Source organism: Chitinophaga eiseniae (assembly GCF_900167135.1).
In the GTDB taxonomy this organism is placed as follows: Bacteria; Bacteroidota; Bacteroidia; order Chitinophagales; family Chitinophagaceae; genus Chitinophaga; species Chitinophaga eiseniae.
Genome location: NZ_FUWZ01000005.1, coordinates 322,604 through 337,997 on the forward strand (window position 1 = coordinate 322,604; position 15,394 = coordinate 337,997).

Here is a 15,394-nt window from a genome sequence, read left to right on the forward strand (position 1 = left end):
CGGCTTTTTTATTTTAAGGCTTCAGCATCCACATCACATCGTTCCGGGTATCAGAGCCGCCAAACTGCCGCTTGAGGGCCTCCTGCAGATTGGCCTTGTTGTTCTGGTACTCCGACTGCGGGTAGATGAACCGCGTAGGTATTTTACCGCCGTTCTGGTTAGACGGGCCAACGGAGAACACGGGCACGCCTGTACGACGATGGTTGTAATAGGCCTGCCATCCGGCGTTGTTAAAGAAAGCCACATATTTCTGCGTGAGCAACTGCTTCAGTCCGGCGTCGTTGTTGCCGGCATATTGCATCGCCGGCTGCGCGAGGAAAGTAGCGATGTCTGCATCGCTCACGCCATAGAACTTCATAGAGGCGGTGATACCGTCTTTATAGTGCTGCGCGGCGTCGCCACCGATCCAGCCGCGGTTGATCGCTTCTGCGATCAGGAAATGTGTTTCGGAAGCGCCCAGCTGGATGTTGGGCACACCGGCAGGACTGCTCAGCCAGTAGTTGATATTAAAAGTGCTGTATTGCCCTTTGTTGATATCGATGTAGATCTGGTCCTGGCGGTCGCCGGTATTGGCGCCTTTGTAGCGGGCGAACGGATTACCGGGGACCTCAGGGAGGGAATCGGCAGGAGCCGCCACGATGAACACACGGGGATCGCGCAGGGAATCCAGGATGTTGATGTAGGTGCTGCCCAGCGCATTCCTTTTGGCAGAGAGGACGCCTACTTCCATCGGGTACAACGGGTAGTTGTTGCTCTTCTGGCTGGCGTTGTAGTTCAGCTGAAGGTTATCTGTATTGTCGAGTATCAGCGGGTATTTCGCCGGATTACTGATAATACGGTTAAAACGTCCTTTCAGGTCGAGGGAGGCGTCATTGGCTTTAATGCTCAGGTTCATCAGCTCGCGGAGATAGCAGGTATTGATGGCCTTTCTCCATTTCAGCAGGTTGCCGGCATAGAAGATGTCGCCGTCTACCGTGGCTTTGGCGTTACGCTGACTGATAGCGGCGAGGGAGTCGTTGGCTTCTTCCAGCCATTTGAAACACTGCAGGAACACGTCTTTCTGTGTATCGTAGCGGGGAGCGTAGATACCGTCCGTAGCGCCTTTGATGGCTTCAGACATCGGGATGTCGCCCATCTGCGAGGTCATGGACAGGAAGAAGAACGTACGGATAAATTTGTTGACGGCATAGTAAGGCGCTGCCAGTTCAGGGCCTTGTTTGGCCGCTTCGAGGTCCAGCTGCGCAGCGTTGCGGAGACTACCGTAGTAGCTGGCGCCATCATCCCATGCGTAGTCCTGGCTGCCGTAATAATCGTGGCCGAGTACGAGAAACTGGTTGCTCATATGCGTGTAGTTCCAGGGGCTGTTGCTCATATCGCCGCTGAGGTCACTGCCGGAGGAGAAACCACTCCTTGCAGAGCCCTGTCCGCCGATCATATCCATCTGCAGCCCTGTCAGCAGTAGTTTGGGCGTACCTACCACAGACACGTTGGGGTTTACCCGCAGGTCGTCAAAGTTTTTACAGCCTGTTATCGCCAGTGGCAGCAGGCAGGCGGCTAATATATTTCTGGTTGTACGGTTCATGTCTGATTTTTTAGAAAACAAGGTTAATGTTGAAACCTACGCTGCGGGTGGAAGGCATCTCCAGTCCGGCGTTCTGATCTATCCACTGGTCAACGTCGATGTCTCTCACTCCTTTATGCGCCAGATAGTACAGGTTGCGGCCCACCACGGAAATGCTGGCCCTGTTGATGATTTTCGCCTGTTTCAGCAGGGAAGAAGGCAGGTTGTAGGTCAGCACCACTTCGCGTATTTTCAGATAAGAGCGGTCGTACAGGTTGGTGATGGCGTTGCCGTAATAGTTTTTAGACCATGTCTGCCACAGCACCGGCGTGGTGTTGGGAGCGAACTTACGGGTGTCGGAAATCACATTGCCGTCGCCATCCACCTGGAGAGAGCCGCCGGTCACCTGCATGCCTTCCGGTACGTAAGTGCCTTTATAGCCGGCGGTGTTACGGTTTTCCCAGTCGGCCTGGCGGTACTGGTTCGCGGAAAGCGGATGGTTGCCACCCTGCCACATTTTCTGATCGAGATAGTTGATGATCTTACCACCATAACGACCATCGACCTGTATTCTCAGGGAGAGATTTTTATAGGAGAAGGTGTTGATCACACTGGCCACCCATTTATCGTTGGCATATCCTACCATGGAAACGTAGGAATTGGAGCGTGGCTGACCATTGGAACCCAATACCAGCTGACCATCAGGCGTACGCTGGAAGTCGGTCATAAAGATCTGGTCCATACGTTCGCCGATTTTTACACGGTTGTACACGCTGAGCGTATCGTACACCTTGTTGAGGTATTTCTGGAAGGTAGACCAGTTCACCAGCACATCCCAGTTGAAACCACCGGCGGAACGGACCGGCGACGCATTCAGCGATATTTCGATGCCTTTACGCATGGTTACCAAACCGTTCATCTGGCGGGTTTTGAAGCCGGAGCCTTCGGAAATGGCAGGGTAGAATATCTGCGGGCCGTCCAGTGTCTTATAAACAGATACGTCAAGACCGAGACGGTTATCGAGCAGGCGGATATCTGTACCTACTTCATAGGATTTACTGAAGGCCGGTTTGATATTGGGGTTGTAGAGAATATCACCAAACACTTCAGCAGGATTACCATCCCAGCGGCTGCCCACGGTATAGCTGGGGTACAGGTTATATTTGGCGGTACCGTCATCGTTCACCATGTCGCCGCCTACGTTGGCATAGGAAGCCCGTACTTTCCAGAAGGAAATCGCTTTCGGCAGATGGAGGATGTCTGACATCACCGCACTCAGTGACACGGAAGGGTAGAAGTAAGCGTTCTTGTTGGCCGGCAGGGTGCTGGACTGGTCCATACGGCCGGTCATCCCCAGGAAGAGATAATCGCGGAAGGAGAAGTCAACAGACGCATAAGCGCTTTTCACCTGGCGTTTGTTTTTAACAGAAGTAGCGCCTGGCGGGTCTACGCTGTTGTCCACGGTCCACAGCTGAGGCAGCAGCAAACCGTTGTTGGTGTGGGCATACAGCCGGTTGTATTTCACGGTACGAAGGTTGCCGCCGGCAGATGCTTTCACATCGAAGGACTTACCGATTTTGTTGTTGTAGCTCAACAATACATCGGTGTTGTTGTCCCAGTAGTTTTCGCCGGATTCATTGTACCCGCCTTTGATGAAGTAGCCGCCATCACCGGAACGGTAGGAGCCGGAGATAGGATAACGTTTATTTTCAGAAAGATCGTAGGTGCTGACGTTGGTGCGGAAATAGCCGCTCCAGTGATCGTTGAACGTATAGTTCAGTTTGATGTGGCCGTACAGGTCATTCTTGTAGTAGCCGTGCAGCGCCTCATAGGCGGTGAGATACGGGTTGGTGTACTGGTACGATTCAAAGTTACGTTGCTGTATCCCTTCCTTGCCGGGTATCCAGTAGTTTTTGAGATCGCGGATGTCGTAGTCGGCGCCGCTCCAGAGCATCAGCGTATAGATAGGGCTGGAGGGCTGATAGGTGGCATCGGGATAATTAGGCGTATACTGTTTGTCGTAGTTGATAGCGGTAGACAGCGTCATTTTTTTGCTGACGTTCAGTGTACCGGAAAAGTTGACGTTGGTACCGCCCAATTTGGTGTTGGGCACTACGCCTTTCTGGTAGAGCTGTGTTACAGACATCCGCATATTGCCTTTGTCGTTGTTGGCGGAGATGGCGATGTTGTTGGAAGACAGCAAGCCTTTGCGCAGGAAATTACGCAGGTTATCGTGACCGCGGCGTTCCCAGGGAATAGGCATCAGTTTACCGGTTTGCGGATCTACCGGGCTGTTGTACTGCGGAATGAGCTGTCCTTCAAATTTAGGTCCCCAGATGTCGTAGTCGGCGTCGTTGGTGCCGCCGCCCATACCGTCTACATATTCATACTGGAAGTTGGAACCCGGGCCATATTCTTCCTGTTTGGTGGGGATGGCGAGGAAGCCCATCTGGAATTGGGTGCTGGAGTTCAGTTCCACGGAGATGCCTCTTTTATCGGTAGTGCCTTTTTTGGTGGAGATGAGGATGGCGCCGTTTTGTCCTTGTGAGCCGTAAAGGGCTGCGGCGTTAGGGCCTTTCAGTACGCTGTAGGATTCGATATCGTCGGCGCTGAGGTTCCAGGAGTCGGAGTTGATGGGGACACCATCTACTACGATCAGTGGCTTTACGCCTCTCAGGTAGATGCCGGGGTTCTGGAACAGACGGGTGGGCGTGGTGATCACCAGGCCGGACACTTTACCGGCGAGGGAGTTGACCGCATTGGGTTCACGGGCTTTCACCGCCGTTTCGCCTTTTACTTCCTGTACGGCGTAACCAAGGGCTTTTTTCTCTTTTTTGATACCGAGGGCGGTCACCACTACTTCATCCAGTTTTTTCTGATCTGTCTGCAGTTGTACATGGATGGTGGCGCTGCCTTTGACAGCCACTTCACGGGGTTCATACCCGATGAAGCTGATGAGCAGCACAGCGTTTTTGTCGCTCACGGCGAGGCGGAAACGGCCGTTTTCATCGGTACTGGTACCGTTGTGGGTGCCTTTTTCCTGTATGGTCACACCGGGCAAGGCATTGGTGCCATCGGTAACATTACCGGTGACCGTGAATTTTTCCTGTGCGGTGCTGCTGTTGCCATTGCCATTACCGGCGTTGGCAGTGGCTTTGGGATGACGCACAGAGATGATGACCTGGTCCCCTTTGATGGAATAGTCAAACCTGTCGGCAGGGAAAAGTTTGGTCAGTACCTCTTTCAGCGGTTGTGCATCGATGTTCAGGTTGATTTCCCGCGGTGGGAGCATGCTGACATCGTAGGCAAAGGACAGGCGGGTCTGTTTTTCGATCTGTGAGATCACTTCCGCCATGCTGGCTCTGGTCATGTGCAGGGACACCCTTGGATTTTCGGGGTCCTGTTGCTGACTGGTGGCGCCGGCATACACCAGGTTATGCCAGGTCAACAGGGAGCCTGTCAGTAACAGGCAAAGGAGTTTCCTGCCTCCGCGGCGGCGCGGTTGCATGCTTAGTAGCACTCTTTTCATTAGAGCTGGTTTTTTTAGGTGAATGAGGTCCCATCGGATGCATGGCAATGCATCAGCGGTGGCCTGGAATTACGATTGAAATGGTTGTTTGTCAATGCCGGATAGCAGGAATTTTGTTCACTGTTCGTTGCTTCGGCGGTTACTTTTGGTTGAATTTTTACTGATGGAATTCAAGTGTTTTTTGCTTTTTGGTAATGTTGACATTTAATGCTTTCCCGATGACATCCAATACTTCGTCGATTGGTTTATTGTTAAAAGTAGCTTGTAATACTTTGTGTGACACTACGCTGTCTGTTACCACCACATCCAGCTGGTAATAATTGGCCAGCACCACAGCTACGTCGCTGAGGGGCATCCGGTTAAACACGAGGTGGTTGGTTTTCCAGGCCAGTACGTTTTCCGTGGAAGTGGTTACCGGTCTGATATCCGGCGTTTTATCCGACGAGGTGGCCTGTGCGCCGGCACTCAGCACCATACTTTTACCGCTTTTGTTTACCGCTCTTATGCGCCCGCTGGTCACGAAAATGTCTACCTGCCCGTTGGCTGCACGGTGTACATTAAAGGCTGTCCCCAGCACCTTAATATCTACGGCGGCGACATGTACGGTAAAAGGACTGTTTTGCTGCTGTGCCACTTCAAAATAGGCTTCGCCGCTGTCCAGTATCAACGCTCTGCTGCCATTTCCGTAGTTGCGTGCATAACGCAGCGTGGTATTGGCGTTGAGGAATACCCGCGAGCCATCCGGCAGTAGCAGGCTGTCTTTGCCGCTGGTGGTGGCCAGCGTTTTCCAGGTATGGCCCATCCACCAGTTGTAGGACAACAGTCCCATCACCACGATAGCGGCAGCCCATCCGGTACGGATTAACAAACGACGGATGTTGGAGCGGGCAGGGGCAGGCGTTTCGCCGATCTCCTGTTGCAGCTGTTGCCAGCCATGCAGCCGCATATCTTCGGCTGCATGTTCCACCTGTGGGGTGAGCTGCAGCGCTTCGGCGGCCAGTATGGTTTCCCGCAGCTCAGGGCGCTGGTCCATAAGGGCCTGTAACTCCCTCTCTTCCGCTTCGGAGGCTTCTCCGGACAACTTCCGGGCTACTATTTCCCAAATATTTTCAGGCAACATATCCTTGGTTCTGATAGCTCTCTCAAAAGATGCCTCTATGTATAAGGCAACCTGTTTATTCAAAAACCCCTAAAAGGGACAAAATTTTTTTTTTAACTGTTTTTAGGCACGGTCATATCCTGCAACTGCTCATGCAGTTTTTTGACGGCGATGGCCATCTGGGCCTCCACCGTTTTTACGGAAATATCCAGTACGTCCGCCACCTCCCGGTATTTCAGGCCATCCTCCCGGATAAGCTTGAAAACGAGGCGGCAACGGCCGGGGAGGGCGCTCACGGCCTGTTCTATTTTCCTGATGGCTTCAGAAGAAAGATGCAATTGTTCCGGGGATGGGGAAAACTGCAACAGCTCCGGCCGGATATCGTCCAGCGGATCGGTGGCGTTGCGTGCATTTTTTTTCAGATAGTTATAGGCGGTATTCCTGGTAGCGGTATAGAGATATACGTTTACTTTTTCCACTGCCGGCAAGGTATGCCTGTTTTTCCAGGTCCAGAGCATCACATCGTTCACCACTTCTTCTGCCGGCTCCCTTGCGCCCAGCAAGGTGCAGGCGAAGTGAAAAAGCCGGCTGGCATAGTGATGATAGAAGTTTGCAAAGACAGACTGATCACCTCCGGCCCGCATCTTTTCCCATAACTCTTTCCCATAGTCATCCGGGAAATCACGATTTGGTTTTGGCATCTGGAACTCCATTTCACAAAGCCAAAATAGGGATTTTAGTTAACAGACCCGTTTTTTTTGAAAGGAAGGGCAGAAAACAAGCAGTAGTAAAACAACAACGGCGCCGGTGAAGGCGCCGCTGTTGCTAATATCCATCGTTGTTGGGAGCGAGGTTGGGGTTTTTCTGAATCTCAATGGCCGGTATCGGATACCGTATGTGAAAGTCCTGGATGTTGTTGGCGATATAGGTGTCTTCCGTAGCGGCAGCTGTTTTTACGGCCGTCACCAGTTTGCCCCAGCGGATCAGGTCCAGCCGGCGTTGTCCTTCTCCATACAGTTCTACGGCACGTTCCCTGAACAGGTAATCGCGCATGGCCTGCTGTCCTAATGTAGCGGTAAATACACCGGTGGCGCCGAACGCCCGCTTGCGTACTTCATTGACGGCCCACAGTGCTTTGTCGGCATCGCCACTTTCATTGGCGGCTTCGGCCAGCATCAGCAGCACATCGGCGTAGCGGAACACGTACATGTCCAGCCCACCGTCGTTGTCCTGTCGGGTATTGAGCCGCCAGAATTTAGGACCGCTCCATACTTTAATCTGCTCTACGGGATCTACCAGGAAAGGCTGATTGTTGTAACCGGTGGCAATGATGGAGGCGCGGCGCTTATCGTTCTCCCCGATGGTGTTTACAAAGGTGGTGTACGGAATATAGGTGCCATACCAGGAGCGGCTTACAAACGGACTTACGCCCACCTGTTTCTGGGGCTGGTACCAGGCGGAATGGTCATGGCCGTTCAATACCGGTTCAAAGTCTACCTCAAAAATAGTTTCGGGGCCAAACTCGCCGGTCTCCAGAAAAATGTCGGCGTAGTTGGCCTGCAGCAGGTAAGTCTTGCTGTCTACAATGGCCTGCGCTTTTTTCTGTGCGAGGTCCCATTTTTTTTGCCAGAGATAAATCTTGGTAAGCAGCGTCTGTGCGGCGCCTTTGGTGGCGCGGCCTGCATCGGCGCCGGCGTATTTGGCGGGCAGTTTGCTCTCGGCGTCTGTCAGCGCTTCGACCAGCTTCTCCCTTATATCGGCAGCGGATATACGTGATAGGCTCTGCGTGTATTCGATAGCGTAGTTGGTTTCGTCGTAATACACCACGTCCCCAAAGAGACCGGTGAGATAATAGTAATACAGGGACCGCAGGAATTTGGTTTCGCCGATCACCCGGTCTTTGATGGTTTTGCTGACGCCGGCGGACTTGCTCACTTTGTCAATCACCAGGTTGGCATTGCTGATGCCGCGATACATGGTGGTCCATATCGCAGAGGTATATCCCGGATTGAAAGAAGTGAGCTGGTAGGTAGGCACAGGATCATTGGCCCAGATACGGCCGCGGATAACGTCGGTGCCTTCGTCAAGCGCGCGCCATAAGCTGCTCTTGAAGCCGCCGGAGGTGCCCAGCCAGGAGTATACGCCGTTGACGCCGAGCACGGCTTCTGCATCGTTGGAGTAAAAGGTGTTGGTACCAATTGCGCTCTTCGGATTTTCTACCAGCTGCTTCCCGCAGGAAGAAGCCAGTAAGATACAGGCGCTAAAGAGGATATATATCTTTTTCATGTTTTTTTGCTGATTTCGGAGAGATTAAAGATCTATTTTGATGCCCGCCACATAGGTCCGGCTCTGCGGATAGTTGGTGGCGTCAAACCCGCGTACGGTGGAACTTCTGCCATAGGCGTTGGTTTCCGGGTCGAAGTACGGGTAGGAAGTGAGCAGGAACAGGTTGGAACCGGACAGGTATACGTTGATATTCCGGAACCAGCTTGCATGCACCGCTTTGGAAGGAATGTTATATCCCAGCGTGAGCGATTTCAGGCGGAGGAAAGAGCCATCGTACACCCAGCGGGTATTGGGGATATAATCTCTTGAAAAGGCCGGTATGTCTGAGGTAGGGTTCTGCGGAGACCAGCGGTTGACCAGCGTTTTGTACTGGTTGGACAACAGGTCGCCGGAGTTGTAGAACGCGTCGGCGATATTCATGATCTGGTTGCCTTCAGAATAAGAGAGGTAGAAATTGAGCGTAAACCGTTTAAAGGTGAGGTTATTGGCCAGGCCGCCAAAGAAGCGGGGATTGGCGTCGCCGATCACATGATAATCGTCAACGCTCAGTTTACCATCGCCGTTGCGGTCTACGTACAGTGCTTCTCCCAGTCTGGGGGTGGCGTTAGGCGAAACGGCGCCGGGTATTTTATCCATTGTTTTACGGGTACCGTAATAGTCCGCCCCCCAGAAGGTGCCTACAGGGTCGTTGAGGGTAAGGCGGCTTACGTTGCCGGCATAAGAGACGTTTTGTGTGAGAATATAATCCACGCCGCCCAGGTCTACCACTTTGTTTTTATTATGGGCGATGTTAAACGAAGTATTCCATTTGAAGTTTTTCCGGTCGATGTTAACGGTGTTGATCATCAGCTCTACGCCGCTGTTGCGGATAGCGCCGATATTGGTGCGGATACTGGAGTAACCGGTTTGTTCGGGCAGTTGTTTGTTATTCAGCAGGTCGTTGGTGCGTTTGGTATAGACATCGGCTTCGATGGTAAGGCGGTTGTTGAAGAAACCGGCTTCGATGCCGAGGTCGTATTGCCCGGTCGTTTCCCAGCGGAGATCGGCATTGCCGTAGTTGCCCTGTACATAACCCAGGGTATTGTTGTTGTTGCCCAGTATGTACCGGGAGCCGCTGAGGGTAGGCAGGGAGCCATAGGGGGCTATCGCCTGGCTACCTACTTTACCATAGGAGGCACGCAGTTTCAGGTTGGAGAACACGTTCATGTTTTTGATGAACGGTTCTTCGATAGCACGCCATGCCACCGCCACGGCGGGGAAGAAAGCGTATTTGTTGTTGACGGCAAAGCGGGAGGAGCCGTCCACCCTGCCGGTGAGCGTCAGCAGGTAGCGGTCTTTATAGCCGTAGTTGACACGGCCGAGATAAGAGACAATGGCAAACTGGGAATAGGAGGAGTTGATATTAAAAGTACTCTGATCGGTGCCATTGAGGTTGTTGTATTCCATCCCGTCTGTCGGGTATTTGGAGCCCTGTGCCCGCACATATTCGGTATTGGCGCTCTGGAAAGTCATACCGGCCACGGCATCTACCCGGTGGTGTTTGCGGAAAGTCTGGTTGTAGGATACGGTGTTTTCCAGCAGGTACATCATATTCTGTGTGATAGCTATGCTGGCTACGCCGCCGCCATTGCCGTTTTTAGCAACGGGCAGCTGACCGGAGGAATAGGAATTGTTTTTGGTGAAGTTCAGTTCTGTACCGAAAGATGTTTTAAAGGTGAGGCTTTTAACGGGTTTATAATTGATGGTCACATTGCCCAGCAGGTTGTTCCTGCGGATAGGATTGCTGATGTAAGTGGCCTGCGCCAGCGGATGGTTGAGGTTACCGGAGCTGTATTCCCTTTTCAGGGCAAAAGTGCCGTCCTCTTTATATACCGGCATGGTAGGCGCTACGCCCAGCGCGGAAGAGTAGTAGTCGAGGCCGCCGAGGGAAACGGGGTTGTTTTTGGTAAGGCCGCTGCCGGCGTTCAGGGTGGTGCTTACCTTTACTTTGGAGGATACGTTCCTGGAATAATTCAGGCGGAACTGATAACGTTTGAAGCCGGAGTTGAGGATAATGCCTTCCTGGTCGGCATAGTTGCCGGAGATCATGTAGCTGGATCTGGCGTCGCCACCGGAGGCCTGCGCGGTGATGCTGTTCTGCCGGGCGGCACGGGTAATTTCTTTCTGCCAGTTGGTATTGGGAACGTTGTTCACATCGGGATAGAAGGGGGCTTTGCCTTGTGATGCCAGCTGATCGTTGACCATCTGCGCGTATTCCGGTCCGCTCATCATGTCGATGAACTTTGGTAGCTCCTGGTAACCGGAGTTAACGTTAACGGATACACGGTCTTTTCCTGTTTTTCCTTTTTTGGTGGTGATGAGGATAACGCCGTTAGAGCCACGGGCGCCATAGATAGCGGTGGAGGAGGCATCTTTGAGGACGTCGATGGAGGCGATATCTTCCGGGTTGAGCAGGTTCAGGTTAAATTCATCGCCGGCGGCAATGATGCCGTCTATCACGTACAGCGGCTCGTTGGAAGCGCTGAGGGAGTTACCGCCACGGATGCGGATACTGGTACCGTCGCCGGGTTGACCACTGATGGAGGTGACCTGCATACCGGGCGCTTTACCTTGCAGCATCTGGTCCAGCGTGAGGATGGGCACGTTCTCAAAGGTCTCGCCTTTGATGGTGGCTACAGAGCCGGTAAGATCTTTTTTGGCTACCTGGCCATAACCTACCACGATCACTTCATCCAGGCCGGTAGGTTTTTCTTTCAGTACGATGGTGAAGCCTTCCTGGCCGCTGTACGGGATTTCCTGGGTGACATAGCCAACGTACGACACCACCAGTACGGCATGGTTGTCCGCTTCTTTAAATACAAACTCACCGTTGCTGTTGGTAGTGGTGACGGCGGTGCTGCCTTTGATACGGACGATGGCGCCGGGAAGGCCGTTCCCCTTTTCGTCGGTGACCTTGCCTTTTACCTGCAGGAGTGTCAGCGGATTGAAAGGCGCGGGTTGTCTGGCCGTCACCACGATCACGTTGTCTACGATGCTATAGGTAAGGGGCTGGTCTCTGAAACAGGCGTCGAGCACCTGTTGCAGGGGGGCCTCCTTCACCTGTATGCTGACCGGCCTGGTGCGATGAAGGCTGGAATTTTCGAACCAGAAGAGGTAGTGGCTCTGCTGCTCTATTTTTTTGAAGATACGCTCCAGTGGCACGTTCTGCTCAGATAACGTCAGTTGCTGGGCATAGCTGGCAGCGCTTAACTGCAGGCAGGCCACCAGGAGTAAGAATACCGTCAGTTTCATGATCATCAGGATTTTGCAATGCTTCTTCCATTGTCCTTTTGGAGGAACATAAAGCGTAGAAAATTTCATACTTTTGAAAAGTTTGAGTGAAGTGTTTAATCGTCTGTTGCAGATTGTTGACATACGCTCAAAAGGGCAGTTTTGAGAAAACAGCTCCCACCGGTAGTGTTCCCAGCACTACCGGATTTTTTTTGAACAGCATGTATCGTTGGTATCGTAATCTTATTTCATATCAGATTGGTTAAGGTGTTACAATGATCTTTCGTCCGTCTATTGTAAAATGAATATTGCTTAGTTCCAGGATCTTCAGCACTTTGGAGACATTGGCGTTGCGGGGTATTTTACCGGTGAACAGCCGCTGTGGTATCTCTCCCTGGTATATGATGTCCACGTCGTACCAGCGGGCTATCTGCCGCATGATGCTGTGGATGTCTGCATCGGTGAAAACGGTCATCCCGTTTTTCCACGCCACAGCTGCTTCGGTATCCGCAGCCTGCACCTGTATACGGCTGCCGGCAACTGCCTGCTGGCCGGGTTGCAGCAGTTTGCTGGCATTGCCCTGGGTGACGCGTACGGCGCCTGTCAGCAGGGTGGTGTGACTGGCTGGCTCGTCAGTATAGGCCATCACGTTGAACTGTGTGCCCAGTACATCGATGGACAGGTCGTTTACTTTAACGGTAAATGGCTGTGCGTTGGTGGTGGTGGCGACGTCAAAATAGGCTTCCCCGTTGAGCGACACGGTACGGGCGCCTGTGCCGAAAGCCGCGGGGAATGTCAGCGATGTGGCTGCGTTCAGCCATACTTTGCTGCCATCGGGCAGGTTCACCTGGTACTGGCCGCCTTTGGGCGTCTGGATGGTGTTGTAGCCGGTATCTGTCAGCCGGTTGTTGCCGGTAACGGTATACACCAGTTGACCGTTGGTGGTTTTCTGAATGCTGATGCCTCCCTGGCTGGCGACGGTGCCATCGGCAGCGTCATCGAGTACGATGCGGGCGCCGTTGGCCAGCGTCAGCGTGGCTTTGTTGCCGCCGGCGGGAATATCCTGTACTTTGTTGCGGTGCGCAATAGGGATGGGCGGTACCGCCGGTTTTGTCAGCGTGTAAGCGCCCCATAACAGCAACGCCAATACGGCAGCTGCGGCTGGTATCCGGTACCAGCTGCGGCGGTTTTTGCGTAGTAAGGGCGCGGAGGTACTGCCCATTTGCTGGCGGAGCAGTTGCCATTGCTGTTGTGCCTCCTGTTGCTGCGAGGCGGTGGCGAGGGCTATGACCAGCGGTTTGAGCGCTGCGGCTTCTCTGGCCAGTGCCGGGTCCTGGCGAAGACGCTCTTCCCAATACTGTACGTCAGCGGCATTGCGCTGCTGGCAGTAGTTGATGAATCGTTCGTCATCGACGAGGTGGGAGAAGTCATTTTCAGACATATGTCATCCGCTGTTTAATCAATAGAGCAGGAAAAAATTCATTTTCACTACTCAGTGGGAAAATAAAATGTGAAAGAAAAAAAGCAGGTAGATCAACACGGTGATCAACTCCTTGTTGATACTGGATTTTAGCTTGTCCAGCGTTTTGTAGATGGTATTGTAGACAGTGTTGACAGACACGTCGTTGGCCGTGGCTATCTCGGCATAGGAGAGGTTCAGGAAAAATTTCTGGTAGATCATCTGCCGCTGCCGGGACGGGAGGTTTTCCAGGTGGCGGTTGACCGTCTGTTGTAATTGTGCGCTCTGTTCCCGGGCTATCAGCTGTTCTTCCGCGGAGTCGGACAGCAGCCAGTCCGGCGCTTCGGCTGTCATCAGGGTGAGATCTGCGAAGGGGCTTTCCTGCCGGAACAGCGCCCGCAGGAAGATGGTCACGATGTAATTATGGAAATGTGTCACCTGCTGTAGTTTGTGTCGGCCCTCCCAGAGCTTCAGGAAAACATCGTTGATGATGTCCTTGACCTGCTCGCCGTCAAATCCTTTTTTCAGGCCCACATAAGACAGGTAGTGGTAATAGTGCATGTAGATGCTGTAGAAAGCTTCCGTGCTTTCCCGTGTTGCAAATTCCCCCCATTCTTTCTTTAAATCTTTTCCTGAGATCATGAACTGCGATGCGCCTTTAAAGAAAAAACAAAAAATAAAAGTAGTATCTCCACTGGCATATTTCCCTACCGTGCGTTAGTCTTAACAGAAACTTTACATGACCGGGTTGATGGCGGTCTGTGGCTTCATTGTTCGTTTTCCTTTCCTTAAAACGTGGTTACAGGATGCCATAATACGACAAAAAATCCGGTATTTTACAAAGGAACCTGCCTCCGTACCGGAACAACCTCTATTTGTACCTGTTACTCCCTGTCCGCCCGTTTTACATTTGATCCCTAAAACGATTCTTATATGCAAGTAAAAGAACTACGACTGGTACTCACAGTGGATAATCTGGAAGAGATCATCCGGTTTTACAGGGATACGGTGGGACTGCCCGTTTCCAAATCATGGAATGAAGAAACCGGCAGCGGTATTATCCTGGAAGCAGGCCTGGCGTCACTGGAGCTGATAGATGCCAGGCATGCCGCCACCATCGATGCACTTGAAGTAGGACACAGGGTAGCAGGCCCGGTGCGGCTGGCCCTCAATGTGGGCAAGGAGATAACCACGGCCACGGATACACTGACAGCAGCAGGAGCAGAGGTCTTAAGCCCGGTCACTACCGCTCCCTGGAGCCGGGTGGTGCGGCTGAAAGACCCTGCGGGTATGCAACTCACGCTATTTGAAAAATCAACGCTGTTTGGTGAATAAACGTATCTTGCGTCGTATATCCCTGACAGTATGCAAACGCCCTGCTATTTTATCGGAAATATCCATGAATATCCTCCGGGAAAAAACCATCAGCTGGCGATGGCGGCGCGTGTGTCCCTGTTTTTTTCTTTTTCGTTTAACATAACTAGATGAAATATATCGGCGCAGTAATGTTGTTGTCCATAGGAATGCAGGCGCAGGCGCAATTTGGCGTTATACAGGACAAAGATGGTTATACCAATGTAAGGGAGGGCGCAGGCATCTCCCGGAAGATAGCTGACAAGCTACAGGATGGCGAAGTCGTGTATACGTGGGAGCAGGAGGGGGAATGGTGTAATATCAATTATCACCGGAAAAACGAAATTGAAGGTGGTTTCGTGCACCGGTCCCGTATAAAAATGGTCAACACCTTTGAAAAGATCAAAGTCAGGCAGCAGACGGAAACCAATGTGGTGTTCCAGCAGGACTCGGTGACAGTAATGTTCACAACGCGGGCTTTTGTGGAAAAAGACCACCAGGTGCACCATGGTAAGTCGGAGGAAGGCTTTTCCTTCGTTGAAAAAATAGACGGCAAGGATTTTTACGGTTGTGACGGTGGCCTGCCCACACGCGAATACAACACCTTCACGATACAAATCGGCAATCGCGCCGTGGCGGTACCGGATAAGGCTATACGCGATCTGTACCAGCCGAACCCAGAGCTGACCGAGGTGTTTTATGACCGAAAAATCGACCGGCTTTATATCATCGCCAGCAACAGTGATGGCGCCGGTGGTTATGAAGTATTATTCCAGTTTGACCGCGGCGTGTATACAAAAAGAGCGATTTACTACGGATTTTAGGATCTTTATCGTG

The 15,394-nt window shown here is 52.4% G+C and carries 10 protein-coding genes; 2 read left to right on the forward strand and 8 right to left on the reverse strand.

Annotation, left to right across the window (positions count from 1 at the left end):
* Positions 1 to 13: 13 nt before the first annotated feature.
* From B5D63_RS27405 to B5D63_RS27440, 8 genes are all read right to left on the reverse strand, one after another.
* The gene (locus tag B5D63_RS27405; protein WP_078672056.1) at positions 14 to 1,582 is read right to left on the reverse strand and encodes a SusD/RagB family nutrient-binding outer membrane lipoprotein; all 1,569 of its coding nucleotides are present in this window, start codon (positions 1,580 to 1,582) and stop codon (positions 14 to 16) included.
* A gap of 10 nt (positions 1,583 to 1,592) precedes the next feature.
* Positions 1,593 to 5,090: a SusC/RagA family TonB-linked outer membrane protein gene (locus B5D63_RS27410; protein WP_078672057.1), complete on the reverse strand. Its 3,498-nt coding sequence runs from the start codon at positions 5,088 to 5,090 to the stop codon at positions 1,593 to 1,595.
* Positions 5,091 to 5,247: 157 nt separating this feature from the next.
* Complete coding sequence (locus B5D63_RS27415) at positions 5,248 to 6,210, reverse strand: FecR domain-containing protein (RefSeq protein WP_143313128.1); 963 nt, start codon at positions 6,208 to 6,210, stop codon at positions 5,248 to 5,250.
* 92 nt (positions 6,211 to 6,302) lie between these two features.
* Entirely contained in the window at positions 6,303 to 6,890 is a 588-nt protein-coding gene (locus tag B5D63_RS27420; protein ID WP_159456191.1) for an RNA polymerase sigma-70 factor, read from the reverse strand.
* 124 nt (positions 6,891 to 7,014) lie between these two features.
* Positions 7,015 to 8,475 (reverse strand): RagB/SusD family nutrient uptake outer membrane protein, encoded by a 1,461-nt coding sequence (locus B5D63_RS27425; protein ID WP_078672060.1) that lies wholly within the window; start codon positions 8,473 to 8,475, stop codon positions 7,015 to 7,017.
* Positions 8,476 to 8,499: 24 nt separating this feature from the next.
* Entirely contained in the window at positions 8,500 to 11,766 is a 3,267-nt protein-coding gene (locus B5D63_RS27430; RefSeq protein ID WP_159456192.1) for a TonB-dependent receptor, read from the reverse strand.
* 241 nt (positions 11,767 to 12,007) lie between these two features.
* The gene (locus B5D63_RS27435) at positions 12,008 to 13,186 is read right to left on the reverse strand and encodes a FecR family protein (protein ID WP_078672062.1); all 1,179 of its coding nucleotides are present in this window, start codon (positions 13,184 to 13,186) and stop codon (positions 12,008 to 12,010) included.
* A gap of 51 nt (positions 13,187 to 13,237) precedes the next feature.
* Complete coding sequence (locus B5D63_RS27440) at positions 13,238 to 13,846, reverse strand: RNA polymerase sigma factor (protein WP_078672063.1); 609 nt, start codon at positions 13,844 to 13,846, stop codon at positions 13,238 to 13,240.
* Positions 13,847 to 14,137: 291 nt separating this feature from the next.
* Here B5D63_RS27440 and B5D63_RS27445 point away from each other — a divergent pair, with 291 nt between their 5' ends.
* The gene (locus tag B5D63_RS27445) at positions 14,138 to 14,539 is read left to right on the forward strand and encodes a VOC family protein (RefSeq protein ID WP_078672064.1); all 402 of its coding nucleotides are present in this window, start codon (positions 14,138 to 14,140) and stop codon (positions 14,537 to 14,539) included.
* A 149-nt stretch (positions 14,540 to 14,688) separates the two neighbouring features.
* Complete coding sequence (locus B5D63_RS27450; RefSeq protein ID WP_078672065.1) at positions 14,689 to 15,381, forward strand: SH3 domain-containing protein; 693 nt, start codon at positions 14,689 to 14,691, stop codon at positions 15,379 to 15,381.
* Positions 15,382 to 15,394 lie beyond the last annotated feature (13 nt).

Coding starts and splice junctions, on each gene's coding strand:
- B5D63_RS27405 (WP_078672056.1), bottom strand. CDS start 1,582: ATGAACCGTACAACCAGAAATATATTAGCCGCCTGCCTGCTGCCACTG.
- B5D63_RS27410 (WP_078672057.1), bottom strand. CDS start 5,090: ATGAAAAGAGTGCTACTAAGCATGCAACCGCGCCGCCGCGGAGGCAGG.
- B5D63_RS27415 (WP_143313128.1), bottom strand. CDS start 6,210: ATGTTGCCTGAAAATATTTGGGAAATAGTAGCCCGGAAGTTGTCCGGA.
- B5D63_RS27420 (WP_159456191.1), bottom strand. CDS start 6,890: ATGCCAAAACCAAATCGTGATTTCCCGGATGACTATGGGAAAGAGTTA.
- B5D63_RS27425 (WP_078672060.1), bottom strand. CDS start 8,475: ATGAAAAAGATATATATCCTCTTTAGCGCCTGTATCTTACTGGCTTCT.
- B5D63_RS27430 (WP_159456192.1), bottom strand. CDS start 11,766: ATGAAACTGACGGTATTCTTACTCCTGGTGGCCTGCCTGCAGTTAAGC.
- B5D63_RS27435 (WP_078672062.1), bottom strand. CDS start 13,186: ATGTCTGAAAATGACTTCTCCCACCTCGTCGATGACGAACGATTCATC.
- B5D63_RS27440 (WP_078672063.1), bottom strand. CDS start 13,846: ATGATCTCAGGAAAAGATTTAAAGAAAGAATGGGGGGAATTTGCAACA.
- B5D63_RS27445 (WP_078672064.1), top strand. CDS start 14,138: ATGCAAGTAAAAGAACTACGACTGGTACTCACAGTGGATAATCTGGAA.
- B5D63_RS27450 (WP_078672065.1), top strand. CDS start 14,689: ATGAAATATATCGGCGCAGTAATGTTGTTGTCCATAGGAATGCAGGCG.